We start from the raw sequence: 24,358 nt of genomic DNA, 5'->3' as shown, positions 1-24,358 counted from the left end.
GAGGGCCACCGCATTCTTTTGAATGGGGTGGCCCTCGTCGTGTTTCGACCGACGGTTTGTGGGGGCTGGTCGCGCCCACGCGGCGGAGCCGCACATCAGATGCAGCCCCGCGCCCCTAAAGACGGTTGATCACCTCGTCCTTCGCTTGGGCATGAAGGTGAAGACCGCGCCGCCCAGCAAGATGGCCGTTCCCGCCACCAGGCCCAGCGCCTTCAGTGCGCCGTTGCTGCTGTCGCCCGTCTCGGCGAGGCCTCCGCTGCTACTGCTGCTTCCCGATGTGGTGCTGCCCGATGCCCCGCTCGCCTGCTCCGTCGTGTCCAGCGTCAGGGAGACCGCTGTCTTCGTCGGCGTGCAAGTCGTCGTCGTACCCAGCGCCTTGACCGTCAGGACACCCGGCGACAGCGTCGACGTACCGCTCGCCCCCGGCTTGTACGTGCCCGTCAGGTCCGGGATCTCGATCGGGTCGCCGGACTTGATCGCGGAGGAGTTCGTCGGGCCCTCCACATGGACCGTGCCTTTGTCGGCGCCGCCCAGGACCACGTCCATCGACGGCTTCACCGAGTCCGCCGGGATGTCCACCGGACTGTCCATCACCGACTTCTTGAACTGCACGGTGAGGTCGAAGCTCTCGCCGTCCTTCTTCGCGTTGATCTGCACCGGCGAGGTCGCGCTCTTGTTGCCGATGGGGGTCACGCACGCGTACGGCACGTCGACCTCCTTGCCGGTGAAGTCGGTCTGGCCGGTGCCGTCGGAGGCGGACGCGGACGCCGAGGCCGACGCGGACGCCGAGTCGGACGGGCTCGCGGAATCCGACGGGGAGGCGGAGGACGAGGCCGACGTGGTGTCCGTCGGGGTCGCCGACCCGCTGGAGTCGCTTCCGCTCACCTCGATCGTCGCCGCCTTCGGCACCGTTCCCGTCGGGGTGCACACGGTGTTCGTGCTGTACGCGTTGACCGTGTACGTGTCCGGGGTCAGCGTCACCTCTCCGGGTGACGTCAGTTTCAGGCTGCCCGTCATGTCGGACAGCACCATGTCGCCGCCCTTGGGGATCGCCGGGTTCTCGCGCGGCCCCTGCATGGCGATGTCGGCGGTCTGCGCGCCGGCCGCCTTGAGCGTGCCGGACGGCTGGACCGTGTTGGCGGGCAGGTCGATGATGTCCGGGTTCTTGGACGCGGCCTGCACGAACTTCCAGGTGATGTCGACCGTGTCGCCGACCTTCGCGGTGGCGGGTGCGGTGATCTCGACCTTCGTGGTCCCGTCCACGGGGTCGGCGACCCCGGCGGGCGGTACGCAGTGGGTCGCGAACGACACCTCCGCCGCCTGCGCGGTCCCGGCGGCGGCACCGAGCAGGAGGCCCGCCCCGCCGAGGACCAGCGCGGTCGCCGCCGCACCCGCTCTGACCGGTGTCACTCTCCTTCGCATGATCACGTGGGTCCCTTCGTGATGGGAGTCGTAGGACTCGTCGGGCTGTCGTCGTGCGGTGCGGAGAGCCGACCGGCCGCCGCGCCCGGATCGTTGTCCGGGGTGAACCACGGCAGGGTCGAGGTCGTGGAGGGGGCCGGCTCCGGTGGACGCAGGAGCGGCAGCCGGAGGGTCGGGCGGGGCAGCTTGTGGACCCCGCGGTGCCGGATACCGCCCGCGCGGGGCGGCCGTACCCGGTCCACCACCGCCATGCCGATACGGAAGACGGCGGCCGGTACGACCACGCAGAGCAGGATCCAGAACAGGGTCACGCCCCAGGGGCGGCCGACGCCCCAGGGCTGTTCGGCGAGGACCTTGCCGTCGTACTTGAGGGAGACGCTGTAGTCGCCGTGCGCACCCGCCGAGAGTTCTACGGGCAGTTTGACCTGCGCCTTCTTGCCGGGTGCGAGGGTGCCGCGCCACTGCTGCTCGTCCCACTGCGGGGCGAACACGCTGTGCGAGGTGCCCACTTGGAAGACGGGGTCCTTGAGGGTGCTCGACCCCGCGTTGCCGATGGTGAAGACGAGGCTGCGGGACGCGGGTGCGCCGAACCAGGTCAGCAGGCCCGAGGAGCCTTCGAGCCGGGTGTCGGTGAGCATCGAGAGACGGCCGCCGGTGGCCTCGGCCGGCAGCGCCTTCACGGGGTGCCCGGCGACCTGGAAGACGGCGTCCGCGTCGGCGGTCGCGCCGGTCACGGTGGCCACGTGCACCACGCAGGGGCAGGGCGCCGGCGGTTCGGCGACCGGGAGTTGCTTGCTGAAGTGGCCGTTCGCGTCGGTGGTGACGGCCCGTCCGTCGGCGTTGGCGCAGGAGTTGGTGCCGCCGATCACGCCCCGGGACGGGCTGGACTGTCCGCAGATCAGCATCATCAGCAGGGTGTGCGGGCGCCAGCCGGTACCGCTGACGGTGATCGAACTGCCGGTTCCCGCCTGGGATTTGGAGACCTGGACGGTCGGGCCGCCGGCCGCTGTCGCCGCCATGGGCATCAGCAGCAGCGAGAACACCGCCGTCAGTATCAGGACCGCACGCACCCTCACCTCGTCGCTCCCGTCAACTCGACGTCCGTGTCCGTGTCCGTGTTCGTGTCCGTGGGCACGGGTTCGGCCGGCCGGTCGCCGCGCCGCCGCCTGCGCAGTCGTACGACCGTCCCGGCGGCCCCCGCCGTCAGCGCGCCCGCGAACCCCGCCACCGCGCCCCAGGGCACGAACCGGGCCTGCGTGCTCACCGTGTCGTGCGCGCCGCCCGCCGCCGTCGCCGTCAGGCGGACGTCGGCCGCGTCCAGGGCCGGGTGACCGGGCCAGGGTTCGCTGAGTCCAGTGCGGGTGCCGGACAGCCGTACCGTGACCAGGCGCCCGCCGGGTGTCGAGGTGCCTTCCGGCGAGGCCATAGACGTGCGGTTTAACTCGATCGTGTGATGGTCGGCTTCCGAGCTTGCGGTGGCCTGGGCCGTTCGGGCTACGGTGATCACGCGATCTGGGACGCCGGGCACGGCGCCAGCGTGCGGGGCCCCCGCTCCACCGGAGTGATGGTTCGGGGCCTCCCCGTCGCCTTCTGGCCGTACCCACATGGCCAGGTCGTGAGGGAACCGGCCTCCTGGGATCGGACCACGGACAGGATCCGTGTCGCTGCCCCGGGGTCGAGTACGCCGGGGACCAGTGCGCTCAAGACCGTTCGGGGCGTGCGGCCGAGTCGGCTCACACCCGCTCAGTCCACAGGAACGGTTGGTCACCGACACGGTGTCCTGGAGGGCCGCCCCGCCTTTCACGCCGAGGGAGCACTCGGCGTGAAAGGCGGGGCGGCCTCCGCCCGAGGGCGTGAGGGACCAGCCCTCGGCCGCCGCGGCCCGGGGTGCGGCGGCGAGCAGGGTCAGCAGGGACAGTCCCAGCGCTTGGGCGACGGACTGGGCGGACGGCATGGGCGGCTCCAGCGGTCGGGCCCGGAGGGTCAGCGGCGTGCGGTCTGGTTCCGCCGGGTCAGCCAGAGGGTGCCGGCCGCGCCCGCGAGCAGCACGGTGCCGCCGAGGGTGCCGAGCGCGACGAACGAGTCCTCGGGGCCGGTCTTCGGGAGGGTCCCTCCGGAGTCGGTGCCGGTGCCGGTGCTGCCGGACGACGAGCCGGAGCTGGTCGAACCGCCGCCCGCCGCCGTCACGTCCAGCGTCAGGGCGGGGCCGGGGTTGTTGGTGGGGTTGCAGGTCGTCGTCGTACCGAGCGCCTTGATGGTGAGCGTGCCCGGTGTGAACGTCACCTTGCCGGTCTTCTTCGGCGTGTAGGTGCCGCTCAAGTCATTGATCTTGATGGGGGTGTTGGCGGGGATCGCGGCCTGGTTGGGAGAGCCGGTCACGTTCAGGGTCCCGGTCTCCGCGCCGCCCAGCTTGATGGTGGCGCTCGGGTTCATCGCGCCCTTGCCGAGCTCGACGGGGCTGGAGGAGACGCCCTTCTGCCAGGACATCGTGATCTTGTAGCCGCTGCCGCTCTTGACGCCGGCGATGTCGATCGGGGAGACCGCGCTCTTGGTGCCGATCGGCGTCTTACACGTGTAGTTGACGTCGACGACGGTGGCGTGCGCCGCCGGGGCGGCGAGCAGCACCGCCGATCCGGCCAGCGCGGCGGCGGACGCGAGCGCGGCGGTTCGTTTGGGGTACGACACGACGGTCCACCTCGTTCCTGACGGCATATCAGATGGGCCGTCAAGGTACGCCGGGGGCAATGAGGAGGGAAGAGAAAGGGCGTGGCGGAAGTGTGGGGATGCGAAGGCGCCCCTTGGGGGCGCGGGGCTGCATTCAATATGCGGCTACCGCCGCGTGGGCGCGACAAGCCACTGACAACCCGCAGCCGCGAACCGGCACAAGGCGGCTGCCCCTCGGGCGCTTCGGCCTTCCCCCTACGCGGGCGCCCCCAGCTCCGCCCAAACGGTCTTACCGGCCGCCCCCGGCGTCCGTACGACCCCCCAGTCCAGACACAGCCGTTGCACGATGAACATCCCGTGTCCCCCCGGCCGCCCCGCCCGGTGCGGGGTCCGCGGCGCCGGCTGCCCGGCCCCCCGGTCGGACACCTCCACCCGGATCACCTTGCTGTCGCAGGCGAGGAACAGCTCGTCCGGCCCCTCGGCATGCAGACACGCGTTGGTGACGAGCTCGGACACGACGAGCAGCACGTCCTCGGCGGCGGCCCGGCGATCCGCGGACGCCGCCGGCAGCCACCCCCACGCGTACAGCGCCTGGCGTGCGAAGTCACGGGCGAGCGGGACGACCCCGCTCTCGCCGTGGAGGCGCAGTCTGCGGACCTGGCGCCCCTCCGGCGAGCCGGACGGCGCGTCGGCCGCCGTCCCCTCGGACGCCCCGGATGCGCCGCTGGGCTCCGGGCCGCGGTCGCCCGGCGGGTAAGGCCGGGTGGTGCTCATCAGCGCTTCACCTCACCGTTTCGGCGTTTCACGAGTCAAAAGTTCGCGTTGCTGCAGTTTCGTACGGACCCGTCGGCATGATCCACTCAAACGCGGCCCGGCCGGGCTCCGACAGATCCAGAATCTCTCCTGCCCGACCGATCCGCGGGAACACCCCCCGGTTCCGGACGGCGGGCCGGGGCTCAGCCCTCGGCGTCGGTCCCGGCGCCGGGCTCGTCGGCCAGGGCGGCCCCGACGGAGTCGTGGACGGTGAAGACCGCTTCGGCTCCCGTGATCTCGAAGACCCGGGCGACGACGGGCAGCATCCCTGCGAGATGCACCCCGCCACCGGCGGCCTCGGCGCGCAGCCGGGCGCCGAGCAGCACGTTCAGCCCGGTGGAGTCGCAGAACTCAAGACGCGAGCAGTCGACGACAAGGCGTGAGAAGCCTTTGTCGAGGAGATCGTCGAGCGGCTCGCGCAGCAGATCGGCGGTGTGGTGATCGAGCTCACCCGCCGGAGTCACGACGGCGCTGGAGCCCACTTCCCGCACCTCCACCAGCAGCCGGCCCGACTGTGCGCTGCCGACCGTCCCGTGGTCCATTGCCGTCTCTCTCCCGAGGTCGTGACCGCTTTTCGCCACCGTCCGACCGATGTCTGACGATGCCCGTCGATGTCCGCCGAACGCCTCGGCGACGCCCTCGAACATTACGCCTTCTGCACGCAACCCGATACCCGAACAACCGCCCAGAACTGGACAAATGCTATTAGAACGGACTTGCGATGGTCTCCGTCGAGCCGATAGGGCTAGTAGGGACACACAACCGACACGGCCGGCTTTGGAGGCGCCGCACACCGCACGTGCACGCACGGCTTCGGCAGCCTTATGCCGAGAACGATGGAGGACACCATGTCACCCCGGCTCGACGCCTCGCACCCCCCGACGGCGACGTCGACACCCCCACCGGAACAACTGGATGCCATCGAGGGACAGCTCGCGGGACTCGGCCTCCCCGAGATCCCCCCTTACGACGAGGTCGACGCGGTCGACGCGCGCGCGTTGTCCAAGACCCTCTTCGAGCGGCTGGAGTCGCTGGAGGAAGGCACGCACGACTATTCGTACGTCCGCAACACCCTGGTCGAGCTGAACCTCGCGCTGGTCAAGTTCGCCGCCTCCCGCTTCCGGTCCCGCAGCGAGCCGATGGAGGACATCATCCAGGTCGGCACGATCGGCCTGATCAAGGCGATCGACCGCTTCGAGCTGTCCCGCGGTGTCGAGTTCCCCACCTTCGCGATGCCGACGATCATCGGCGAGATCAAGCGGTTCTTCCGTGACACGTCGTGGTCGGTGCGCGTCCCGCGCCGCCTCCAGGAGCTCCGCCTCGACCTCGCCAAGGCGGGCGACGAGCTGGCCCAGAAGCTGGACCGCGCCCCCACGGTCACGGAGCTCGCGGAACGCCTCGGCCTCTCGAACGACGAGGTGGTCGAGGGCATGGCGGCCTCCAACGCCTACACGGCCTCCTCGCTGGACGCACAGCCGGAGGAGGACGATTCCGAGGGCGCCCTGGCGGACCGCATCGGCTACGAGGACCACGGCCTCGAAGGCATCGAGTACGTCGAGTCCCTGAAACCGCTGATCGCCGAGCTCCCGTCCAGGGACCGCAAGATCCTCTCCCTCCGCTTCGTCGCGGGCATGACCCAGTCGGAGATCGGCGACGAACTCGGCATCTCCCAGATGCACGTGTCCCGCCTGCTCTCCCGCACACTCGTACACCTGCGCAAGGCACTGACCCTGGAGGAATGAGCACGGCCGCAAGGGCGCGCCGCTGGGGCGACGGGGATTCCCGCGCCCCGGCCCACTGCGGCCTTGGCCCCCCAGCCGACTGCGTCTTTGGCCAAAGCTCCCCCCGCACCGTCACCCACACCCCAAACTGGCCGGTACGTCAGGAAGGACGCCCGGCGACAAGGGGTGCACGATGATCCAGGACAGCCCGCCCTCGGACGCGCGCCTGACCGAACTCCTGCGCACCCCCACCGCCACCGCGTACCCCGCGCTCCAGGAACTCCGCGCCCGCCACCACCCCGCCGTGCTCGCCTACGCCCGTCTCTGCACGACCGGCGACACGGCGGCCGGCCGGCTCGGCGCGCAGACCTTCACCACCGCCGCCCGCGACATCGCGCGCGGCGCCGAGCCGGTCGTCCCGATCCGTCACCACCTGCTCCTGCTGACCGCCCGCCTGGCCGCCGACTGGTCGCACGACGAGCGCTCCGCCGCCCTGGACCCCACCCTCCTCCTGGTCCTGAACTCGACGGGCACCCCCGAGCCGCCCGCCCCGCCCCTCCTCACGGCGTTCCAGTCCCTCCCGTCCCGCACCCAGGGCCTGATCTGGTACGGCGTACTGGAGCAGGAGTCCCCCGCCCGAACCGCCACCCTCCTCGGCCTGACCCCCGAGGACGTCGGCTACGGCACCCCGCCCGCCCTCCACGCCCTCGCCCAGGCCTGCCTCCGCACCCGCCTGGCCGCCTCGGACGACCCCCGCTGCGCGGACTTCCGCCGTCTGATCGAGGAGTCGGTGCTCCCGGAGAGCCCGCGCCACAGTGCCGACCTGCACGCGCACATGGCCCACTGCCCCCACTGCTCGGCGGCGTTCGAGGACCTCACCGCGCTCCGGGACACCCCGCGCGAGGCGCTGGCGGAGGGTCTGCTGCCCTGGGCCGGAACGGCGTACGTACGACACGACACCCCACCGGCACCGCCCGCCGACCCCCGGCCGCCGCACGGGCGCGGGCCCCGGTCCCGCCGTCTCCTCCTGACCTCGACGGCCCTGGGCGTGGCCCTGGTACCGCTGCTCCTCTACGTCCTGACCCGCCCGGACGCCCCCACCGGCACCGCGACGGCCGCGACACCGCCGCCCCCGAGCCCCCGGGTGACCGTGACGGCGACGACGACCGTCTCCCCGACGCCGTCCCGGACGCCGGTGTCCCCCACGCCCAGCGGCGCGTCACACAGCGCAACCCCGTCGGCGTCCCCGACTCCGTCCCCCACCCCCGACCCACCGGGCAGCGCCTACGCCCAGGTCGTGAACCTCGCCACCGCCCGCTGCCTGGACATCCGCGACGCCGACCTCGACAACGGAACCGACGTCGTCACCGCCGCCTGCTCCGGCTCCGCCACCCAGCGCTGGCGCGTCGACACGTCCCGGGGCGTCCTGCAATCCGCCGCGGACCCCGACTTCTGCCTGGACAGCCGGGGTTCGGTCGACAAGGGCGTCGGCATCTGGCAGTGCGCCTCGGTGGACGGCGACCACGGCACCAACCTCCGCTTCGCCGTGACCGCGGACGGCGAGATCCGCCCGGCCATCGCCGTCGAAACGGCCCTCGCCCCGAACGGCGACGACCAACTGGCCCTGGACCCGGCGAACAACGGCACGGACCAGCGCTGGCGGGCGGGGGCGAGCTGACTCAGCCGACGACCCGCTCGCCCCTCCGCCACACCCCACTGACCAGCGGCACCCCCGGCCGGTAGGCCAGGTGGACGTGGCTCGGGGCGTCCAGCAGGGTCAGGTCGGCGTACGCGCCCGGGGTCAGGCGGCCGATGTCGGTCCTGCGCAGGGCCGCCGCGCCGCCCGCCGTCGCCGACCACACCGCCTCGTCCGGGGTCATGTGCATGTCCCGGACGGCGAGGGCGATGCAGAAGGGGACGGAGGAGGTGAAGGAGGAGCCCGGGTTGCAGTCCGTGGAGAGGGCGACCGTCACGCCCGCGTCGAGGAGGCGGCGGGCGTCGGGCCATTCGGCGCGGGTGGAGAACTCGGCGCCGGGCAGGAGCGTGGCGACCGTGTCGCCGCTCGCGAGGGCGTCCACGTCCGCGTCCGTCAGGTGGGTGCAGTGGTCGGCGCTCGCCGCGTCCAGTTCGACGGCCAGCTGGACGCCCGGGCCGTAGGAGAGCTGGTTGGCGTGGACGCGCGGGGTCAGGCCCTTCGCCCGGCCCGCCGTGAGGATCGCGCGGGCCTGGTCGCCGTCGAACGCGCCCTTCTCGCAGAAGACGTCGATCCAACGGGCGTACGGGGCGCAGGCGTCCAGCATCTCGCCGGTGACGAGGGACACGTACGCGGCCGGGTCGTCGGCGTAGTCCGGGGAGACGATGTGGGCGCCCAGGTAGGTGACTTCGTCGGTGTGCCGGGCCGCGATGCGCAGGGCCCTCGCCTCGTCCTCGACCGTCAGGCCGTAGCCCGACTTCGTCTCGAAGGTGGTCGTGCCCTGGCGGAGGGCCTCGGCGAGGTAGTGCGTGAGGTTCGACTCCAGTTCCGCGTCCGTCGCGGCGCGGGTGGCCGCGACCGTGGTGCGGATGCCGCCGGCCGTGTAGGAGCGGCCGGACATGCGGGCGTTGAACTCCTGGGTGCGGTCGCCCGCGAAGACCAGGTGGGAGTGGGAGTCCACGAAGCCCGGCAGCACCGCCCGGCCGCCCGCGTCGACCCGATTGTCAGTGGCGGGTGCTTTGCTGGATTCACCGGTCCACACGACACGGTCGCCGTCGATGACGACGGCCGCGTCCTGGATCAGACCGAGAGGGGAGTTGTCACCGAGGGAGGGGTCGTTGGTGACCAGCGTGGCGATGTTGGTGATGGCGGTGCTGCCGGTGCTGCTGCTCATGGTGTCCTCGTGGGTCGTCGTCAGCCGCGGAGGGCTTCGATCGCGTCCGCCAGTGCCGACGGCACGTCCGGTACGAGCGTGTGCGCGCCGTCGCGTACGACATGGCGGCCCGCGACGACCGTATGCCGTACGTCCGCTGCCGTCGCGGCGAATACGGCCGTCTCGGCGCCGAGCCGCGGTACCGGCCCTGCCGTTCTGACGGAGTCGAGCGCGATCGTCGTCAGGTCGGCGAGCATGCCGTTCTCGATGGTGCCCGCGTCGTCCCAGCCGAGGGCGGCGTGGCCGTCGGCGGAGGCGGCGCGCAGCAGGGCGGCGGCCGTCCAGTGGCCCCGGGTGCGGGTGCGCAGCCGCTCGTTCAGCTCCATCGCGCGCGCCTCTTCGAGCAGGTCGATGACGGCGTGGCTGTCGGAGCCGAGGGAGAGCGGGGAGCCCGCGCGCTGGAGGGCGACGGCGGGGCCGATGCCGTCGGCCAGGTCCCGCTCGGTCGTCGGGCACATGCAGGTGCCGGTGCCGGAGCCGCCGAGCAGGGCGATGTCCTCGTCGGTGAGGTGCGTGTTGTGGACGCCGGTGGTGCGCGGGCCGAGGACGCCGTGGTCGGCGAGCAGGCGGGTGGGGGTGCGGCCGTGGGCGGCCAGGCAGGCGTCGTTCTCCGCCGTCTGCTCGGACAGGTGCACATGCAGCGGGGCCCGCCGCTCCTCGGCCCAGCGGGCCACGGTCGCCAACTGGGCGGCGGGCACGGCCCGTACGGAGTGGATCGCCGCCCCGATCCGTGCGTGATCCCGTTCCTTGAGAACTGAACAGCGTTCGGCCCAGGCCTCCGCGCTGCCGTCGGAGAAGCGGCGCTGGTGCGCGTTGGGCGGCTCGCCGAAGCCCGCGGAGAGATAGGCGGTGTCGAGGAGGGTGATGCGGATGCCGGCTTCGGCGGCCGCCGCGATCAGCGCCTCGCCCATGGCGTTGGGGTCGGCGTACGGGGTGCCGTCGGGGGTGTGATGGACGTAGTGGAACTCGCCGACGCAGGTGACGCCCGCCAGCGCCATCTCGGCGTACGCCGCGCGGGCGAGCGCGAGATAGGTCTCCGGGGTCAGCCGGTCGGCGAAGGAGTACATCAGCTCGCGCCAGGTCCAGAAGGTCCCGGAGCCGACCTGGACCGTGCCGCGCAGGGCGCGGTGGAAGGCGTGCGAGTGGGCGTTCGCCAGGCCGGGGAGGGTGAGGCCGCGGAGGACCTCGGCGCCGGGAGGCGGCGCGGGCACCTCGGTCCGCACCGCCGTGATCCGGCCGCCCGCCACGGCCACGGCGACGCCCGGCTCGACATGCGTGTCCAGCCAGGCGTGCTCCAGCCAGTACGTCGTCGGTGTCGTCGTCACTCGCAGGCCAGCCCTTCCAGTACGTCGGCGAGCGCGCTCACCCCGGCCACGCAGTCGTCCTCGGCCGCGAACTCGGCCGGGGAGTGCGAGACGCCGGTGGGGTTGCGCACGAACAGCATGGCGGTCGGGATGCTCCCCGAGAGGATCCCGGCGTCGTGTCCCGCACCGGTGCCCAGGACGGGCACGGTGAGACCGGTGTCCCGGCCGAGAATGCGCCCCAGCTCGTCGCGCAGGGCGTGGTCGAACTCCACGACCGGCGTGAACGACTCGCGAACCACGTCCAGGTCGATGCCGTGCGCCTCCGCGTACTCCCGGGCCGCCTTCTCGATGCCGCCGACGACGGTGTCGAGGGTGGCCTGGTCGGCGGCGCGGGAGTCGAGCCAGCCGCGCACCAGGGAGGGGATGGCGTTGACGCCGTTCGGCTCGACGGCGATCTTGCCGAAGGTGGCGACGGCACCGGCGAGTTCGGCCTCACGGCGGGCGGCGAGCACGGTCTCGGCGTACGACAGCATGGGGTCGCGCCGGTCCACCAGCCGCGTCGTGCCGGCGTGGTTGGCCTCGCCCCGGAAGTCGAACCGCCAGCGTCCGTGCGGCCAGATGGCACTGGCGATGCCGACCCGGTCCCCGGACAGGTCCAGCGCCCGCCCCTGCTCGACATGCAGTTCGACGAAGGCGCCGATGCGCGCGAGCCGCTCCGGGTCGGGCCCGATGGCGTCGGGGTCGTACCCGGCGGCCTCCATGGCCCGCGGGAGGCTGACCCCGTCACCGTCGGTCAGCCGGTGCGCCTGCTCGACGGTCAGGTGACCCGCCGTCAGCCGGGACCCGACACAGGCGAGCCCGAACCGGGCGCCCTCCTCGTCACCGAAGTTGACGACGGCGAGGGGCTTGGTGAACTCCGCTCCCCTCCCCCGGAGTTCGTCGAGCGCGGCGAAGGAGGACACGACGCCGAGGGGGCCGTCGAAGGCACCGCCGTCCGGCACGGAGTCCAGATGCGACCCCGTGACGACGGCGTCACCGGCGGCGGGATCCCCGAGCCAGGCCCACTGGTTGCCGTTCCGGTCGACCTCGACGACGAGCCCGCGCGCCTCGGCCTGCCCCTTGAACCAGGCCCGGCACTCGGCATCGGCCCCGGTCCAGGCGAAGCGGCGGTAGCCGCGGGAGTCGGGATGACGGCCGACGGGGAGCAGCTCACGCCACATCTCGTGGAACGAGGAACCACCACCGGGCCGCGAGCCGCCGCCCCCCGCAGGCTGCGAGCGGCCGCTCAGCACAGGCTCCGGCCCACCGTCGGCCGTAGTCGATACAGGCTGTGGGCAGTCGTTCCGCAGGGCGGAACGGGTGGGCACAGCCGAAGCCGCGGACGGCGACGAGAGGCCGGCCCCCACCGGAGAGTTGCCGCTCTCCGTCACGCCGACTCACCTTCACGCATCGGCACGCGCACGCCCCGCTCGTCGGCGACCGACTCCGCGATGTCGTAGCCGGCGTCCACGTGCCGGATGACGCCCATGCCGGGGTCGTTGGTGAGAACGCGGCGGATCTTCTCGCCGGCCAGCTTCGTGCCGTCGGCGACCGTCACCTGCCCGGCGTGGATGGACCGGCCCATGCCGACGCCGCCACCGTGGTGGATGGAGACCCAGGACGCGCCCGACGCCACGTTGACCATCGCGTTCAGCAGCGGCCAGTCGGCGATCGCGTCGGAGCCGTCGAGCATGGCCTCGGTCTCGCGGTACGGGGAGGCCACGGAGCCGCAGTCGAGATGGTCGCGGCCGATCGCCAGCGGTGCCGCCAGCTCGCCGCTCGCGACCATGTCGTTGAACCGCTCGCCGGCCTTGTCCCGCTCGCCGTAGCCGAGCCAGCAGATGCGCGCGGGCAGGCCCTGGAAGTGGACCCGCTCGCCGGCCATCTTGATCCAGCGGGCGAGGGACTCGTTCTCCGGGAAGAGGTCGAGGATCGCCTTGTCGGTCTTGGCGATGTCGGCGGGGTCGCCGGACAGGGCGGCCCAGCGGAAGGGGCCCTTGCCCTCGCAGAAGAGGGGGCGGATGTACGCCGGGACGAAGCCGGGGAACGCGAACGCCCGCTCGTAGCCCGCCAGCTGCGCCTCGCCGCGGATGGAGTTGCCGTAGTCGAAGACCTCGGCGCCGGCGTCCATGAAGCCGACCATGGCCTCGACGTGCTTGGCCATCGCCTCACGGGCACGGGTGGTGAACCCGGCCGGGTCCTTGGCGGCGGCGTCGGCCATGTCCTCGAAGGCGACGCCCACCGGCAGGTACGCCAGCGGGTCGTGTGCCGAGGTCTGGTCGGTGACGATGTCGATGGGGGCGTTCATGGCGAGCAGCTGCGGCACCAGTTCGGCCGCGTTGCCGAGGACGCCGATGGACAGCGGACGGCGGGCGTCACGGGCCTCGGTGGCCAGCTGGAGGGCGTGGTCGAGGGAGTCGGCCCTGACGTCGAGGTAGCGGTGCTCGATGCGGCGCTCGATCGCGCGCGGGTCGCAGTCGATGCAGATGGCGACACCGTCGTTCATGGTGACGGCGAGGGGCTGGGCGCCGCCCATGCCGCCGAGGCCGGCGGTGAGGGTGATCGTGCCGGCGAGGGTGCCGTTGAACTTCTTCGCGGCGACCGCGGCGAAGGTCTCGTAGGTGCCCTGGAGGATGCCCTGGGTGCCGATGTAGATCCAGGAACCGGCGGTCATCTGGCCGTACATGGTCAGGCCGAGGGCCTCCAGACGGCGGAACTCCTCCCAGTTGGCCCAGTCGCCGACGAGGTTGGAGTTGGCGATGAGGACGCGGGGGGCCCACTCGTGGGTCTGCATCACGCCGACCGGGCGGCCGGACTGGACCAGCATGGTCTCGTCCTGCTTCAGCCCCTTGAGGGTCCGCACCATCGCGTCGAAGGAGCGCCAGTCGCGGGCGGCCTTGCCGGTGCCGCCGTAGACGACGAGCTTGTCGGGGTGTTCGGCGACCTCGGGGTCGAGGTTGTTCTGCAGCATCCGCAGGGCGGCCTCCTGCTGCCATCCCAGGGCGCTCAGTTCCGTACCGCGCGGCGCTCGTACGGGGCGGGGTCCTGACATGGTCTGCCTCCTAGCGGTTCAGGGATCAACAGCCGGTGAAGTGTTCCTGCGGTTATTCACATCCTGACTCTCTGAATAGAACTAGTCAATACATCGGTCCGCCAGCGTGGGCGCGCTCCGGATGTTTGGCTGGACTTATGGGCCTCAAAGGTATGGACGGCGACAAGTCGGGGGACGTCGTGGACGACGACAGGGACGGGTGCGGGGACGACGGCGAGCGGGTCGTACGGCGGGACGACGCCGTGCGGGCGGCGGTGGAGCAGGGGCTGCTGAGGCCGGACGCGCCGATCGCGGGCCTGCTGGACGTGACCGGCATCCGCGCCTCGGCGGCGGCGCTGCACCGGGCGTTCGCGGCGGTGGCGGCGCCGGGGACGGAGATACTGCACGCCTTCGCCGTGAAGGCGAACCCGCTGGTGCCGGTGGTGCGGCTGCTGGCCGGGGAGGGGATCGGCGCCGAGGTGGCCAGCGCGGGCGAGCTGGCGCTGGCGCGGGCGGCCGGGGTGCCGGTGGCGCGGACGGTGTTCGACGCGCCCGCGAAGACGGAGGCGGAGCTGCGCGAGGCGCTGACGCTGGGCGTCGCCGTGAACGCGGACAACCCGCAGGAGCTCACCAGGATCGACGCGATCCGGCACGCCGTCGGCCCCACCGGCTCGCCCCTCGGGCTCAGGGTCAATCCGCAGATCGGCGCCGGGACCATCGGGGCCACCTCCACCGCGACGGCGACCTCGAAGTTCGGGGTGGGGCTGCGGGACGAGGGGGCGCGGGAGTGGGTCGTACAGGCGTTCGCGGAGCGGCCGTGGCTGACGCGGCTGCATGCGCACATCGGGTCGCAGGGGATCCCGCTGTCGCTGCTGGCGCGGGGCGTGGCGGAGACGCACGCGCTGGCCGAGGAGATCAACGCACGGGTCGGGCGGCGGCAGGTGGACACCCTCGACATCGGCGGCGGGCTTTCGGTCAACCTGGGGTCGGAGAAGACGGAGCCGACGTTCGCGCAGTACGCGCGGCTGCTCGCGGAGGCGGTGCCGGGGCTGTTCGACGGGCGGTACGGGCTGGTGACGGAGTTCGGGCGGTCGCTGCTGGCCCGGCACGGCACGGTGGTGGCCCGGGTGGAGTACGCCAAGAGCAGCGGCGGGCGGCGGATCGCGGTGACGCACGCGGGCGTGCAGGTGGCGTCGCGGACGGTGTACGTGCCGCAGACGTGGCCGGTCAGGATCGCCGCGTACGACACGAAGGGGCGGCCGAAGGAAGGCCCGCCGGTGGTGCAGGACGTGGCCGGGCCCGCCTGTTTCTCGGGTGACCTGCTCGCCGAGGGACGCGCCCTGCCGCCGCTGGAGCAGGGCGACTTCGCGGCCGCGCTGGACACCGGGGCGTACTACTTCGGCACCCACTACTCCTACAACTCCCTTGCTCGGCCCGGAGTTTACGGCTTCGCACCGGACGGCGGCGGGGGCGTGGCGTTCGCCGTCGTACGGGAGCCGCAGACCGTCGCGGAGATCGTGGCCGAATCCGGCGGGGCGCACGCCGACGCGCTCACCACCCTGTTTGCACCCGGGAGCCGTTGAGGCACCCCTGAGGCACGTGGGACACAGGGATCAACTGGTACGAAAAGCAGCTCAGTTGACCAACTCTAGTCTGCCGAGGGCATGTTCCAAAGGAAAATGCCAAACGACTCTCCCTTCCCGCACACGTTGCGTAGTGTCTGCGTCACTCAACCGGAGTCCCAGGCGGCGGGAGGGGAGCCACGGTGCCCGGAATCGACGAGTGCTTACTGGAAGCGATGCGCCTGCCCGGTGCGCGGGGGGCCGCGCTGGTGGACTGGACGAGCGGGCTGGCCCTGGGCGCGGTCGGGGAGGCGCCCGGCGGTGACCACGAGACCACCGCGGCGGAGGCGGCCGAGCTGGCGCGGCTGGCCGCCGAGCACGGGGCGTTCAGCACGGGGGACGACATCGATGTGAGTCCCCCGGTGGAGGACCTGATCGTCAGCAACCGGGACAGCTACCACCTGCTGCGGTTCGTGGTCACGTCCTTCGACGCCACTGTGTTCCTGCATCTGTGGCTGGCCCGCGAGGACGGCAATCTCGCCCTCGCCCGGATCCGGCTCGGCGAGATGGCCGAGCGGCTGGTGCTGGGATGACCGTGGTCGAAACGCCTCCGCCGCTTCCGGTCCGGGACCGGGCGGCCCTGCGCGACCCGGCGGCCGGCGCGCTCTCTCCGATGCTGATACGCCTGGCCGAGGAGCGGGCCACCGGTGTCCTGGTCCGCGAGTACGGCAGCCTGCACCTGGCCGAGGGCCGCGTGGTGCACGCCGAGAGCCCGCTCGCCCCCGGTCTCGACGTGCTCCTCACGGCCCACGGCACGCTCGACGCGGCGGTCTGGCCGTGGACCGACGACATACCGGCCGCAGCCCACCGGCTGCTCTCCGCCGGGCTGCTGCCCAGAGGCGCCCTGGAGCTGTGCCGGCTCGGCGCGCTGTACGACGCCGGGTACTTCGCACTGGCGCCCAGCAGCACCCCGGGCCGGTTCCGCTACGGCACCCCGGCCGCCGAAGAACCGTTCCCGGCGGTCCTTGTCACCGCACTCGAACGCGAGACCCTGCGCCGCCGCGAGCTGCTGCACCGCATCTGGCCCGACCCGTCGGCGGACAGCGCCCCGCTGATCCGCGCCGACCCGGTCGCGCCACCGCCGGTCACCCCCCGGCAGCGGGCGGTCCTGAACCGGGTGGACGGCGTCCGCACGGCCCCGGAGATCGCCCGGGAGCTGGGCCGGCCGGCCTTCCACACGCTGGTGGACGTACGCCGGCTGGCGGCGGCCGGACTCCTCGCCCCGGGGACCACCGCGGCCGCCCCACCGGTACTCCCCCAGGTCACCGATCCCGACATCGCGCTGCTGAAGAGGCTCAGGGATGCGCTGGAGGCCCTTTGAACGGCACCGCCCCGCCGAGAGGAGACAACAGCTGATGGCGGCAGAACCCGGCAGCTCCGACAGAGAGGCCGTCCTCGACGAGTTGCGCCGGCTGCGCACCCGGATGCCCCAGCTCACCGGCGCCCTGGCGGCCGGCGTCGACGGCCTGGTCATCGCCCATGATCTGCCCGGCGTCGACCCGGAGGGCCTGGCCGCGCTCACCGCGGCCGAGCTCGGCGTCGCCGTCCGGGTCTCCGACGCCACCGGCAAGGGCGAGCTCAGGGAACTGCTGGTGCGCGGCGAGGACGGCTATGTCGCCACCTATGCCGCGGGCCGCAGCGCCGTGCTCACCCTGCTCACCGAGGACCGGGTGAACGTCGGCCGGCTGCACCTGGAGGGCCGCCGCGCCGCCGCCCGCATCGGGGAGCTGGTCGACGCGGCCGAGGCCGCCGCCAAGGCCCTGCGGCCCGCCCGCGCCACCACCACACGGACCAGAACCACGCGCACGCCACGCACCAGCACCACCACCGACGCGCGCACAGCAACCGACAGTTGAAAGGAACCAGAGAGTCATGGCCAACACCGAAACCGCGCTGAAAGAGGCCCTCACCTCCATCGAGGGCGCCACCGGCGTCGCGCTCGTCGACTACACCAGCGGGATGGCGCTGGGCACGATGGGCGGCAGCAAGACGTTCGACCTGAACGTGGCCGCGGCCGGCAACACCGACGTGATCCGCGCCAAGATGCGCACCATGGAGCACCTCGGCCTCAAGGGCGACATCGAGGACATCCTGATCACGCTCTCCAACCAGTACCACCTGATCCGGCTGCTCAAGGGCCGGGGCGGCAACGGCCTCTTCCTCTACCTGGTGCTCGACCAGGCCCGCGCCAACCTGGCGATGGCCCGGCACCAGCTGAAGAGGATCGAGGAGGACCTGGAGGTCTGACCGCCGGCCTCAGACCAGCTGCGCGGTGCGGCGGCGGGCCCCGCCGGGGGCCGCGTCGCCCGCCGCGATGCCGGTGCCCCGGTACGCCTTGGCGGCCTTCCCGGCCGGGCGGCCGCCGCGCTGGTCGAGCCAGTCGACGCGCAGCCAGACCAGCTGCTCCCCGGCCTTCTCCCGGCGGCCCAGCCAGGCCGCCTTCAGCCGCAGTCCGGTACCGGTCCCGGCGAGCAGCATGCCGCCCGCCGCGGGCACCGCGAAGGAGCTGCCGAGCGCGACGGCGAAGGCCAGCAGCAGCCACCACCGATGCCCCAGGCGCCAGTTCCGCACGGTCACCGCCCGGTCCTGGAGAACGTCGTGCTTGCCCGCCCGGGCGGCCCCGTGCAGCAGCGCGGTGTACCGCTTGCGGCGGGTGAGCGCCACGACGGCGGCACCGACGAGGAACAGCGCGGCCCCGGCCAGCACCCCGATCCGCCGCCCGGTGATCCCCGGGGGCAGCACCCCGACGCCCGCCGCGAACACCCCGGCCCACCACAGGGGCGCGGCCCCGGCCCGTACGACGACGGCCACCCGGGCCAGTCCCTGCCCGCCACGTCCTCCGTGCTCTCCGCGGCCCCCACGCGCCATGTCCCCAGCCTCCTCGCCGGTGTCGGTCCAGTCCGTAGGGCGGGACGGTAGCCAGCGAACGTGAGACGAGCCTTAAAGCCGGGCCCGGGGAGGGAACTCACTCCACGAACAGGCCCCGCGCCGCCGCCCGCGTGTCGAACTCCTCCAGGCGGGCCTGCGCGTCCGGCAGGTCGTCGCACATCGCCTCCAGGAGCACCCGCCCGAGCAGCATCGGCGCGCACGCGGTGTCGAAGGCGAGCCCGGTACCGACGGCGGCGGGCAGCAGCAGGTCGGAGACCTTGGCCACGGGCGCGAACGCGGAGTCGGCGACGGTCACGACCGTCAGCCCGGCCTCCTTCGCGTAGCCGAGGGTGTCCACGACCTCGCGCGGATGCCGGGGCAGCGCGAAGCACAGCAGCGTGGAGGCGCCGGCGAGGACGGCCGCGTCGATCCGGTCGTGGATCATCGTGCCGCCCTCGTTGAGCAGCCGGACGTCCGGGTGCACCTTGGCGGCGAAGTAGGCGAAGCCGTACGCCTGCGAGGCGGCCGCGCGCAGCCCGAGCACCGGCAGCGGCCGGGACGCGGCCAGCAGCCGTCCCGCCTGCTGCACCGGACGCGGGTCGGCGAGCACCTCGGCCAGATGCCGGAGGTTCTCGATCTCGGCCTCGACGGCCTGCTGGTACTCGTTGTACGACCCGGAGCCGGCCGTCTGCTCGGGCGGCACGACCTCGCGCAGGTGCTTGCGCAGCGCCGGGTAGCCGTCGAAGCCGAGGGCGACCGCGAAGCGGGTGACGGAGGGCTGGCTGACCCCGGCCAGGTCGGCCAGCTCCACGCTGGACAGGAAGGGCACGTCGGCGGCGCGCCGCACCATGCTGTGCGCGATGCGCCGCTGGGTCGGCGTCAGCCGGTGCCCCTCGAAGAGCGCCTGCAAGCGAGTCGCAGGGCTGTCGGTCACGCTCATGACGTGCTCCCCCTCCAGATGTCCGTGAACCGGTCGAGCAGCTCGGCCGCCGCCGTGACGTCGTCGGTGAGCGGCCGGTCGGCCGGGTCCGCCTCCAGCACCGCCTCGGCGAGCTCCAGCGCCCTGCCCGCCCCGAGCCCGGGTTCGGGCCGGAGCTCGCGCTGACGCAGTGCCCGTACGGCGGCGACGAGTTCGCAGCCGACCACCAGACGGTACGCACGGCAGGCGCGCAGCGTTTGACGGGCGGCGAGCGAGGCGAAACTGGCCTGTTCCTCGACGCCTCGGGAGAGTACAGCGTGCCCCAGGGAGGCGGGCGCGGAGAAGGCGCGCAGCTCGCCGAGGGCGGCGCCGGCGGCGTACTCCAGGATCATCACGCCGGAGGAGGCGGGCTCCTGGTCGGCGAGGAAGGGGCGCAGGCGGGTGAAGGCGGGCTCGTTGAGGGAGGAGAGGCGGGACGTGGACAGCCGGGCGACCTGGGTGACGGCGAGCCGGAAGTGGTCCAGGGCGAGGGCGAGCTGGGCCTGGTAGAAGCCGCCGTGGTGGTAGGCGGCGAGGTCCTCGGGGGAGATGAGGGGGTTCTCGGCGGCCGCGTTGATCTCGATCGCCAGCACCCCTTCCAGGGCGTCGGCCGCGTCATGGGCCGGGCCGTGGATCTGGGGCAGGCAGCGGAAGCCGTAGGGGTCCTGGATCCGGCCCAGCGGCGGGGTCGGCCGGTCGGCGGCGCCGATCAGCTCCCGCATCCGGCGGGCCACTTCGACGCTCCCCCGGTGCGGACGGGCCGCGTGCACGGGGGCCGCGAACGCCTCGTGCGAGCCGTCGACGGCCAGTAGGGAGAGGGCCGCCACGACCTGGGTGGCCTCGATCAGAGCGCGCAACTCGTGCAGGGCGAGCGCCGACTGGCCGAGGGTGAGGGCGTTGCTGCTGATCAGGGCGAGGGCGTCGTTGTTGTCGAGGGGCTGGGCCTCGGGGGCCCGGGCGCCGCGCCAGGGGTGCTCCCCCACCAGCGCGAGCCCCACCTGGGCCAGTGCCGCGATGTCCCCGGTGCCGACCGAGCCGAACTCGTTGACCACCGGATACGCGCCCGACTCCAGCGCCTCGCACAGGGCCGTGACGACACTCGGGCGCAGTCCGGCACCGCCCGCCAGCAGCTGGTTGGCGCGGACCGCGAGCATCGCGCGGACCTGCCGGGAGGGCAGTTCGTCGCCGATGGCCCCGGCGTGGCTGCGCAGCAGGCGCAGTCCGTGTCCGGCGGCGGCCTCGGTGGGCACGTCCTCGTTCCGGTTGGCGCCGACGCCGGTGGAACGGCCGTAGACGCGACCGGTGGCCGCGATCTGCCGGGCGGCGTTCCAGGACTCCTCCGCGCGGCGCATCGCGTCCGTGCCGGGGACCGGCCGTGCGGTGCCGTCGGCGAGGCGTACGACGTCCTCGACACCCATGCCGATGCCGTCGAGGACCACCAGCCCGGAATGCGTCATTCCGACAGCGTCCATTATGTGAGACGACATCACGCCCAAACTCCCCTCAATCCGGACACTCGATCTTGCTTGTCGGTCATCCGTTACCTCGGATTAACGCCAGACCGTTGACAAGCTATTCACACACCAAGAACTCTGCATGACGTTATACAGCCGGGCAAGGGACATCTCATGATCCAGTTCGACGCGGTCCACAAGCGCTTCCCCAACGGCACGACAGCAGTCCACGATCTCTCCCTGGAGATGCCGGAGGGCGGGGTCACCGTCCTGGTCGGCTCCTCAGGATGCGGCAAGACCACCACCCTGCGGATGATCAACCGGATGGTCGAGCCGACCTCCGGCACGATCAAGGTGAACGGCAAGGATGTCACCGAACAGGACGCCGCCGAACTGCGTCGTTCCATCGGGTACGTCATCCAGCAGGCCGGGCTCTTCCCGCACCGCACGGTCCTCGACAACATCGCCACCGTCCCGCTGCTGCTCGGCTGGAACCGGAAGAAGGCCCGCGCCCGCGCCGCCGAGCTCCTGGAGACCGTCGGTCTCGCCGCCGACGCCGGCAAGCGCTACCCGCACCAGCTCTCCGGCGGCCAGCAGCAGCGCGTCGGCGTGGCCCGCGCGCTCGCCGCCGACCCGCCCGTCCTGCTGATGGACGAGCCGTTCGGCGCGGTCGACCCGGTGGTGCGCGCCCAGCTCCAGGACGAACTGCTGCGGCTCCAGAAGGAGCTGAACAAGACCATCGTCTTCGTCACCCACGACATCGACGAGGCCGTCCGGCTCGGCGACCGTATCGCCGTCTTCCGCACCGGCGGGTACCTGGTCCAGTGCGCTCCGCCCGCGGAGCTCCTGGCCCGTCCGGCCGACGAGTTCGTGGCCGACTTCCTCGGCGCCGAGCGCGGGCTGAAGCTGCTCTCCCTGAAGACCCTCGCCGGGGTCCCGCAGGGCCCGGCCCCCGAGGGCGGCGCCTGGACCCTCGTGCTCGACGCCGGGCGCAAGCCCCTGCACTGGGCCTCGAAGGACGCCGAACTCCCCGTACGGCCGCTGAAGGACGGCGACTCCCTGCTCTCGGCCCTCGACGAGTCGATCGCCTCCCCGACCGGGCTGGTCGCCCGCGTCGACGCGCAGGGCGTGCTGACCGGCGTCTCCTCCCGCGACGACATCCACGTCCACGCGGGCCAGGCCCACTCCGAGGCCCGGGCGGTGGCCGCATGACCATCGACTGGTCGTGGATCGGCGACCACACCGACGACCTCACCAGCCTCACCCTCTCCCACCTCCAGGCCGCCATGACCGCCGTCTTCTTCGGCCTGCTGATCTCGCTGCCGCTCGCGGTTCTCGCCCACCGGGTCCGCCCGCTGCGCGGCTTCCTGCTCGGCCTCTCGAACGTCCTGTTCACGATCCCGTCGATCGCGATCTTCGTCCTGCTGCTGCCGATCAGCGGCCTGACCCGGACCACGACCGTCATCGGCCTGACCGTGTACACGCTGGTCGTGCTGCTGCGGAACACGGTCGAGGGACTGGACTCGGTCCCCGCGAAGACCAAGGAGGCGGCCAAGGCGATGGGCACGCGCCCGCTGCGCACGCTCCTCACGGTCGAACTCCCGCTCGCGCTCCCCGTGATCTTCGCGGGCATCCGGATCGCGACGGTCATGTCCATCTCGCTGGTGAGCGTCGCCACCTACATCGGCGACGGCGGACTCGGCCAGCTCTTCACCGACGGCTTCCAGCGCGACTTCCCGACCCCGGTGATCGTGGGCGTGGTCCTCACGATCCTGCTCGCCGTGGTCGCGGACGCCCTGCTGGTGGCCCTCCAGTACGTACTGACCCCGTGGCGCAGGAGGCGGGCCTGAGATGTACGAGCTGTTCACGAACCTCGTCAAGTGGCTGACCAGCGGCTCCCAGTGGGCCGGTCAGGACGGTATCGCCCACCGCCTCGGCGAGCACCTGCAGTACTCGCTGCTCGCCACCCTCATCGCGGCCGCGATCGGCCTCCCGGTCGGTCTGCTGATCGGCCATACCGGCAAGGGCGCGTTCCTCGCCATCAACCTGGCCTCCTTCGGCCGCGCGCTGCCGACCGTCGGCCTGGTGGTCCTGGTCTTCCTGGCGGGCGGGCTGTCGATGCTGCCGGTGTACGTCGCGCTGGTCGCCCTCGCGGTCCCGGCGATCGTCACCAACACCTACGCCGGGATGACGGCCGTCGACCCGGACGTCCGCGACGCGGCCCGCGGCCAGGGCATGCGCGGCCACCAGGTGCTGTTCCAGGTGGAGTTGCCGCTCGCACTGCCGCTCATCATGACCGGCCTGCGCCTCGCGCTCATCCAGGTCGTCGCCACCGCCACCATCGCCGCCTACGTCTCCTTCGGCGGTCTCGGCCGCTACGTCTTCGACGGACTCGCCCAGCGCGATCTCGTCCAGGTGCTCGGCGGCGCGGTGCTGGTCGCGGTCGTGGCCGTCGTACTCGATCTGCTGCTCAGCACCCTCCAGCGCTTCCTCTTCCGCCACCGCACTGCCTAGGGAACCCGAAGATGAACCGTCGCACCCTCCTCGGTGGCCTGCTCGCCGCCGGCTCCGTCCCCGCCCTCGCCGCCTGCTCCGGCGGCATCACCTCGCTGAACGAGAGCAGCGGCTCGACCGCCGGCGGCGGCTCCAGCAAGGGCGGGATCACCATCGGCACCGCCAACTTCACCGAGAACCAGGTACTCGGCTACCTCTACGCGGCCGTGCTCCAGAAGGCCGGCGTGAAGGTGAAGGTCCGCCCGAACCTCGGCACCCGGGAGATCGTGATCCCCGCGCTCAGGGCGGGCGACATCGACCTGCTGCCCGAGTACCAGGGCGCCCTGCTCAACTACCTGGCCCCGAAGGACGACTCGGCTGAGCCGGGCACCATGCAGAACGCGCTGACGATGGCGCTGCCCAGCGGTCTCCAGGTGCTGCCGTACGGACAGGCCGCCGACTCCGACTGCTTCGTGGTCACCCGGGCGACCGCCCGGAAGTACGGCCTGACCTCGCTGGCCGACCTGGCCAAGCAGAACGGCAAGCTGGTCATCGGCGCCGCGCCCGAGGTGAAGAAGCGCCGGGTGGGCGCGATCGGGCTGCAGGAGGTGTACGGCGTCGAGTTCAAGGAGTTCAAGTCGCTGGACTCGGACGGGCCGCTGGTCAAGGGCGCGCTGAAGAAGGGCGACGTGGACGTGGCGAACCTCTTCACCACGGACACGGACATCGCGGCCAACGGCTGGGTGGTGCTGGCCGACCCGAAGAACCTGATCCCCAGCCAGCACATCGTGCCGCTGATCGCCGACCGCAAGGCCGACGACACGGTCCGCAAGGCCCTCGCCCGGCTCGGCAACGTCCTCACCACCGAGCAGCTCACCCAGCTCAACAGCCTGGTCGACAACGACAAGAAGGACCCGGAGGACGTGGCGGCGGCGTACGCCAAGCAGCACGGGCTGGCCTGAGCGGGTCGCACCCCGGGTATCGCCCGGGCGATGATCCTGCCAAGGGTCGTTAAATCGATACGGAGTGTAACGTTTCCGCCGCGTACAGTGATCAGACTGTA

24 protein-coding genes are annotated in these 24,358 nt (G+C 72.2%); 11 read left to right on the top strand and 13 right to left on the bottom strand.

Annotated features, from left to right (window positions below; genetic code table 11):
• Nucleotides 1-129 precede the first annotated feature (129 nt).
• The 6 genes from AB0D85_RS18585 to AB0D85_RS18560 all read right to left on the bottom strand — a co-directional run bounded on the left by AB0D85_RS18585 (nucleotide 130) and on the right by AB0D85_RS18560 (nucleotide 5,441).
• On the bottom strand, nucleotides 130-1,422 hold the full coding sequence (locus tag AB0D85_RS18585; RefSeq protein ID WP_362321182.1) for a hypothetical protein: 1,293 nt from the start codon (nucleotides 1,420-1,422) through the stop codon (nucleotides 130-132).
• Between the two features lie 2 nt (nucleotides 1,423-1,424).
• The gene (locus AB0D85_RS18580; RefSeq protein ID WP_362321361.1) at nucleotides 1,425-2,447 is read right to left on the bottom strand and encodes a hypothetical protein; all 1,023 of its coding nucleotides are present in this window, start codon (nucleotides 2,445-2,447) and stop codon (nucleotides 1,425-1,427) included.
• A 47-nt stretch (nucleotides 2,448-2,494) separates the two neighbouring features.
• Complete coding sequence (locus AB0D85_RS18575; RefSeq protein WP_362321180.1) at nucleotides 2,495-2,848, bottom strand: hypothetical protein; 354 nt, start codon at nucleotides 2,846-2,848, stop codon at nucleotides 2,495-2,497.
• A gap of 557 nt (nucleotides 2,849-3,405) precedes the next feature.
• Entirely contained in the window at nucleotides 3,406-4,107 is a 702-nt protein-coding gene (locus tag AB0D85_RS18570; RefSeq protein ID WP_362321177.1) for an LPXTG cell wall anchor domain-containing protein, read from the bottom strand.
• A 234-nt stretch (nucleotides 4,108-4,341) separates the two neighbouring features.
• Nucleotides 4,342-4,860, bottom strand: a complete 519-nt coding sequence (locus tag AB0D85_RS18565) for an ATP-binding protein (protein WP_362321174.1) — start codon at nucleotides 4,858-4,860, stop codon at nucleotides 4,342-4,344.
• A 182-nt stretch (nucleotides 4,861-5,042) separates the two neighbouring features.
• A complete protein-coding gene (locus AB0D85_RS18560) occupies nucleotides 5,043-5,441 on the bottom strand; it encodes an STAS domain-containing protein (protein ID WP_362321171.1) in 399 nt (132 codons plus the stop codon).
• A gap of 306 nt (nucleotides 5,442-5,747) precedes the next feature.
• Here AB0D85_RS18560 and AB0D85_RS18555 point away from each other — a divergent pair, with 306 nt between their 5' ends.
• Both AB0D85_RS18555 and AB0D85_RS18550 read left to right on the top strand, forming a co-directional pair.
• Nucleotides 5,748-6,641: an RNA polymerase sigma factor SigF gene (locus tag AB0D85_RS18555; RefSeq protein WP_362321168.1), complete on the top strand. Its 894-nt coding sequence runs from the start codon at nucleotides 5,748-5,750 to the stop codon at nucleotides 6,639-6,641.
• 172 nt (nucleotides 6,642-6,813) lie between these two features.
• The gene (locus AB0D85_RS18550) at nucleotides 6,814-8,298 is read left to right on the top strand and encodes an RICIN domain-containing protein (protein ID WP_362321165.1); all 1,485 of its coding nucleotides are present in this window, start codon (nucleotides 6,814-6,816) and stop codon (nucleotides 8,296-8,298) included.
• 1 nt (nucleotide 8,299) lies between these two features.
• Here the strand turns inward: AB0D85_RS18550 and hutI are convergent, their stop codons facing one another.
• From hutI to hutU, 4 genes are all read right to left on the bottom strand, one after another.
• Entirely contained in the window at nucleotides 8,300-9,487 is a 1,188-nt protein-coding gene (hutI, locus tag AB0D85_RS18545; protein WP_362321162.1) for an imidazolonepropionase, read from the bottom strand.
• A 20-nt stretch (nucleotides 9,488-9,507) separates the two neighbouring features.
• Nucleotides 9,508-10,857: a formimidoylglutamate deiminase gene (locus AB0D85_RS18540; protein ID WP_362321358.1), complete on the bottom strand. Its 1,350-nt coding sequence runs from the start codon at nucleotides 10,855-10,857 to the stop codon at nucleotides 9,508-9,510.
• Nucleotides 10,848-12,050, bottom strand: a complete 1,203-nt coding sequence (locus AB0D85_RS18535) for an allantoate amidohydrolase (protein ID WP_362321159.1) — start codon at nucleotides 12,048-12,050, stop codon at nucleotides 10,848-10,850. The genes AB0D85_RS18540 and AB0D85_RS18535 overlap by 10 nt, the downstream gene beginning before the upstream one ends.
• A gap of 206 nt (nucleotides 12,051-12,256) precedes the next feature.
• Nucleotides 12,257-13,921 carry a urocanate hydratase gene (gene hutU, locus AB0D85_RS18530; RefSeq protein ID WP_362321156.1) on the bottom strand — a complete coding sequence of 555 codons (1,665 nt, stop codon included), beginning with the start codon at nucleotides 13,919-13,921 and terminating at the stop codon, nucleotides 12,257-12,259.
• Nucleotides 13,922-14,073: 152 nt separating this feature from the next.
• Here hutU and AB0D85_RS18525 point away from each other — a divergent pair, with 152 nt between their 5' ends.
• From AB0D85_RS18525 to AB0D85_RS18505, 5 genes are all read left to right on the top strand, one after another.
• Nucleotides 14,074-15,483 (top strand): diaminopimelate decarboxylase, encoded by a 1,410-nt coding sequence (locus AB0D85_RS18525; protein WP_362321355.1) that lies wholly within the window; start codon nucleotides 14,074-14,076, stop codon nucleotides 15,481-15,483.
• Nucleotides 15,484-15,665: 182 nt separating this feature from the next.
• Entirely contained in the window at nucleotides 15,666-16,055 is a 390-nt protein-coding gene (locus AB0D85_RS18520; RefSeq protein ID WP_362321153.1) for a hypothetical protein, read from the top strand.
• Nucleotides 16,052-16,843 (top strand): transcriptional regulator, encoded by a 792-nt coding sequence (locus tag AB0D85_RS18515; protein WP_362321150.1) that lies wholly within the window; start codon nucleotides 16,052-16,054, stop codon nucleotides 16,841-16,843. Before AB0D85_RS18520 ends, AB0D85_RS18515 begins: the two co-directional genes overlap by 4 nt.
• A 34-nt stretch (nucleotides 16,844-16,877) precedes the next feature.
• Complete coding sequence (locus AB0D85_RS18510) at nucleotides 16,878-17,378, top strand: roadblock/LC7 domain-containing protein (protein WP_362321147.1); 501 nt, start codon at nucleotides 16,878-16,880, stop codon at nucleotides 17,376-17,378.
• Between the two features lie 16 nt (nucleotides 17,379-17,394).
• Nucleotides 17,395-17,769, top strand: coding sequence for a hypothetical protein (locus tag AB0D85_RS18505; RefSeq protein ID WP_362321144.1), 375 nt, complete (start codon nucleotides 17,395-17,397; stop codon nucleotides 17,767-17,769).
• A 9-nt stretch (nucleotides 17,770-17,778) separates the two neighbouring features.
• Here AB0D85_RS18505 and AB0D85_RS18500 read toward each other — a convergent pair whose 3' ends face one another.
• The 3 genes from AB0D85_RS18500 to AB0D85_RS18490 form a co-directional block, all read right to left on the bottom strand.
• Nucleotides 17,779-18,390: a hypothetical protein gene (locus tag AB0D85_RS18500; RefSeq protein ID WP_362321141.1), complete on the bottom strand. Its 612-nt coding sequence runs from the start codon at nucleotides 18,388-18,390 to the stop codon at nucleotides 17,779-17,781.
• A gap of 97 nt (nucleotides 18,391-18,487) precedes the next feature.
• Nucleotides 18,488-19,330: a MurR/RpiR family transcriptional regulator gene (locus AB0D85_RS18495; protein WP_362321138.1), complete on the bottom strand. Its 843-nt coding sequence runs from the start codon at nucleotides 19,328-19,330 to the stop codon at nucleotides 18,488-18,490.
• Complete coding sequence (locus tag AB0D85_RS18490; protein ID WP_362321136.1) at nucleotides 19,327-20,835, bottom strand: aromatic amino acid ammonia-lyase; 1,509 nt, start codon at nucleotides 20,833-20,835, stop codon at nucleotides 19,327-19,329. Before AB0D85_RS18490 ends, AB0D85_RS18495 begins: the two co-directional genes overlap by 4 nt.
• A 141-nt stretch (nucleotides 20,836-20,976) precedes the next feature.
• Here AB0D85_RS18490 and AB0D85_RS18485 point away from each other — a divergent pair, with 141 nt between their 5' ends.
• Genes AB0D85_RS18485 through AB0D85_RS18470 form a run of 4 tightly spaced genes read left to right on the top strand, consistent with a single transcriptional unit; the run spans nucleotide 20,977 to nucleotide 24,257 of the window.
• Nucleotides 20,977-22,014: an ABC transporter ATP-binding protein gene (locus AB0D85_RS18485; protein WP_362321133.1), complete on the top strand. Its 1,038-nt coding sequence runs from the start codon at nucleotides 20,977-20,979 to the stop codon at nucleotides 22,012-22,014.
• Nucleotides 22,011-22,652 carry an ABC transporter permease gene (locus AB0D85_RS18480; RefSeq protein WP_355717305.1) on the top strand — a complete coding sequence of 214 codons (642 nt, stop codon included), beginning with the start codon at nucleotides 22,011-22,013 and terminating at the stop codon, nucleotides 22,650-22,652. The genes AB0D85_RS18485 and AB0D85_RS18480 overlap by 4 nt, the downstream gene beginning before the upstream one ends.
• Before the next feature lies 1 nt (nucleotide 22,653).
• On the top strand, nucleotides 22,654-23,316 hold the full coding sequence (locus AB0D85_RS18475; protein WP_362321129.1) for an ABC transporter permease: 663 nt from the start codon (nucleotides 22,654-22,656) through the stop codon (nucleotides 23,314-23,316).
• A gap of 11 nt (nucleotides 23,317-23,327) precedes the next feature.
• Nucleotides 23,328-24,257, top strand: coding sequence for an ABC transporter substrate-binding protein (locus AB0D85_RS18470; protein WP_362321126.1), 930 nt, complete (start codon nucleotides 23,328-23,330; stop codon nucleotides 24,255-24,257).
• Nucleotides 24,258-24,358: the final 101 nt, after the last annotated feature.

Source organism: Streptomyces sp. NPDC048277 (assembly GCF_040652235.1).
Classification (GTDB): Bacteria; Actinomycetota; Actinomycetes; order Streptomycetales; family Streptomycetaceae; genus Streptomyces.
Note: the sequence above shows the minus strand (reverse complement) of the source record. Positions and strands in the feature narration are given on the sequence as shown.

What these genes read in the sequence shown, in the direction of transcription:
- AB0D85_RS18585 (WP_362321182.1), bottom strand. Translation starts at nt 1,422, where the DNA reads ATGCGAAGGAGAGTGACACCGGTCAGAGCGGGTGCGGCGGCGACCGCG.
- hutI (WP_362321162.1), bottom strand. Translation starts at nt 9,487, where the DNA reads ATGAGCAGCAGCACCGGCAGCACCGCCATCACCAACATCGCCACGCTG.
- AB0D85_RS18495 (WP_362321138.1), bottom strand. Translation starts at nt 19,330, where the DNA reads ATGAGCGTGACCGACAGCCCTGCGACTCGCTTGCAGGCGCTCTTCGAG.
- AB0D85_RS18485 (WP_362321133.1), top strand. Translation starts at nt 20,977, where the DNA reads ATGATCCAGTTCGACGCGGTCCACAAGCGCTTCCCCAACGGCACGACA.
- AB0D85_RS18515 (WP_362321150.1), top strand. Translation starts at nt 16,052, where the DNA reads ATGACCGTGGTCGAAACGCCTCCGCCGCTTCCGGTCCGGGACCGGGCG.
- AB0D85_RS18470 (WP_362321126.1), top strand. Translation starts at nt 23,328, where the DNA reads ATGAACCGTCGCACCCTCCTCGGTGGCCTGCTCGCCGCCGGCTCCGTC.
- AB0D85_RS18565 (WP_362321174.1), bottom strand. Translation starts at nt 4,860, where the DNA reads ATGAGCACCACCCGGCCTTACCCGCCGGGCGACCGCGGCCCGGAGCCC.
- AB0D85_RS18505 (WP_362321144.1), top strand. Translation starts at nt 17,395, where the DNA reads ATGGCCAACACCGAAACCGCGCTGAAAGAGGCCCTCACCTCCATCGAG.
- hutU (WP_362321156.1), bottom strand. Translation starts at nt 13,921, where the DNA reads ATGTCAGGACCCCGCCCCGTACGAGCGCCGCGCGGTACGGAACTGAGC.
- AB0D85_RS18500 (WP_362321141.1), bottom strand. Translation starts at nt 18,390, where the DNA reads ATGGCGCGTGGGGGCCGCGGAGAGCACGGAGGACGTGGCGGGCAGGGA.
- AB0D85_RS18560 (WP_362321171.1), bottom strand. Translation starts at nt 5,441, where the DNA reads ATGGACCACGGGACGGTCGGCAGCGCACAGTCGGGCCGGCTGCTGGTG.
- AB0D85_RS18575 (WP_362321180.1), bottom strand. Translation starts at nt 2,848, where the DNA reads ATGGCCTCGCCGGAAGGCACCTCGACACCCGGCGGGCGCCTGGTCACG.
- AB0D85_RS18550 (WP_362321165.1), top strand. Translation starts at nt 6,814, where the DNA reads ATGATCCAGGACAGCCCGCCCTCGGACGCGCGCCTGACCGAACTCCTG.
- AB0D85_RS18510 (WP_362321147.1), top strand. Translation starts at nt 16,878, where the DNA reads ATGGCGGCAGAACCCGGCAGCTCCGACAGAGAGGCCGTCCTCGACGAG.
- AB0D85_RS18490 (WP_362321136.1), bottom strand. Translation starts at nt 20,835, where the DNA reads ATGTCGTCTCACATAATGGACGCTGTCGGAATGACGCATTCCGGGCTG.
- AB0D85_RS18580 (WP_362321361.1), bottom strand. Translation starts at nt 2,447, where the DNA reads ATGCCCATGGCGGCGACAGCGGCCGGCGGCCCGACCGTCCAGGTCTCC.
- AB0D85_RS18555 (WP_362321168.1), top strand. Translation starts at nt 5,748, where the DNA reads ATGTCACCCCGGCTCGACGCCTCGCACCCCCCGACGGCGACGTCGACA.
- AB0D85_RS18475 (WP_362321129.1), top strand. Translation starts at nt 22,654, where the DNA reads ATGTACGAGCTGTTCACGAACCTCGTCAAGTGGCTGACCAGCGGCTCC.
- AB0D85_RS18525 (WP_362321355.1), top strand. Translation starts at nt 14,074, where the DNA reads ATGGACGGCGACAAGTCGGGGGACGTCGTGGACGACGACAGGGACGGG.
- AB0D85_RS18535 (WP_362321159.1), bottom strand. Translation starts at nt 12,050, where the DNA reads ATGTGGCGTGAGCTGCTCCCCGTCGGCCGTCATCCCGACTCCCGCGGC.
- AB0D85_RS18480 (WP_355717305.1), top strand. Translation starts at nt 22,011, where the DNA reads ATGACCATCGACTGGTCGTGGATCGGCGACCACACCGACGACCTCACC.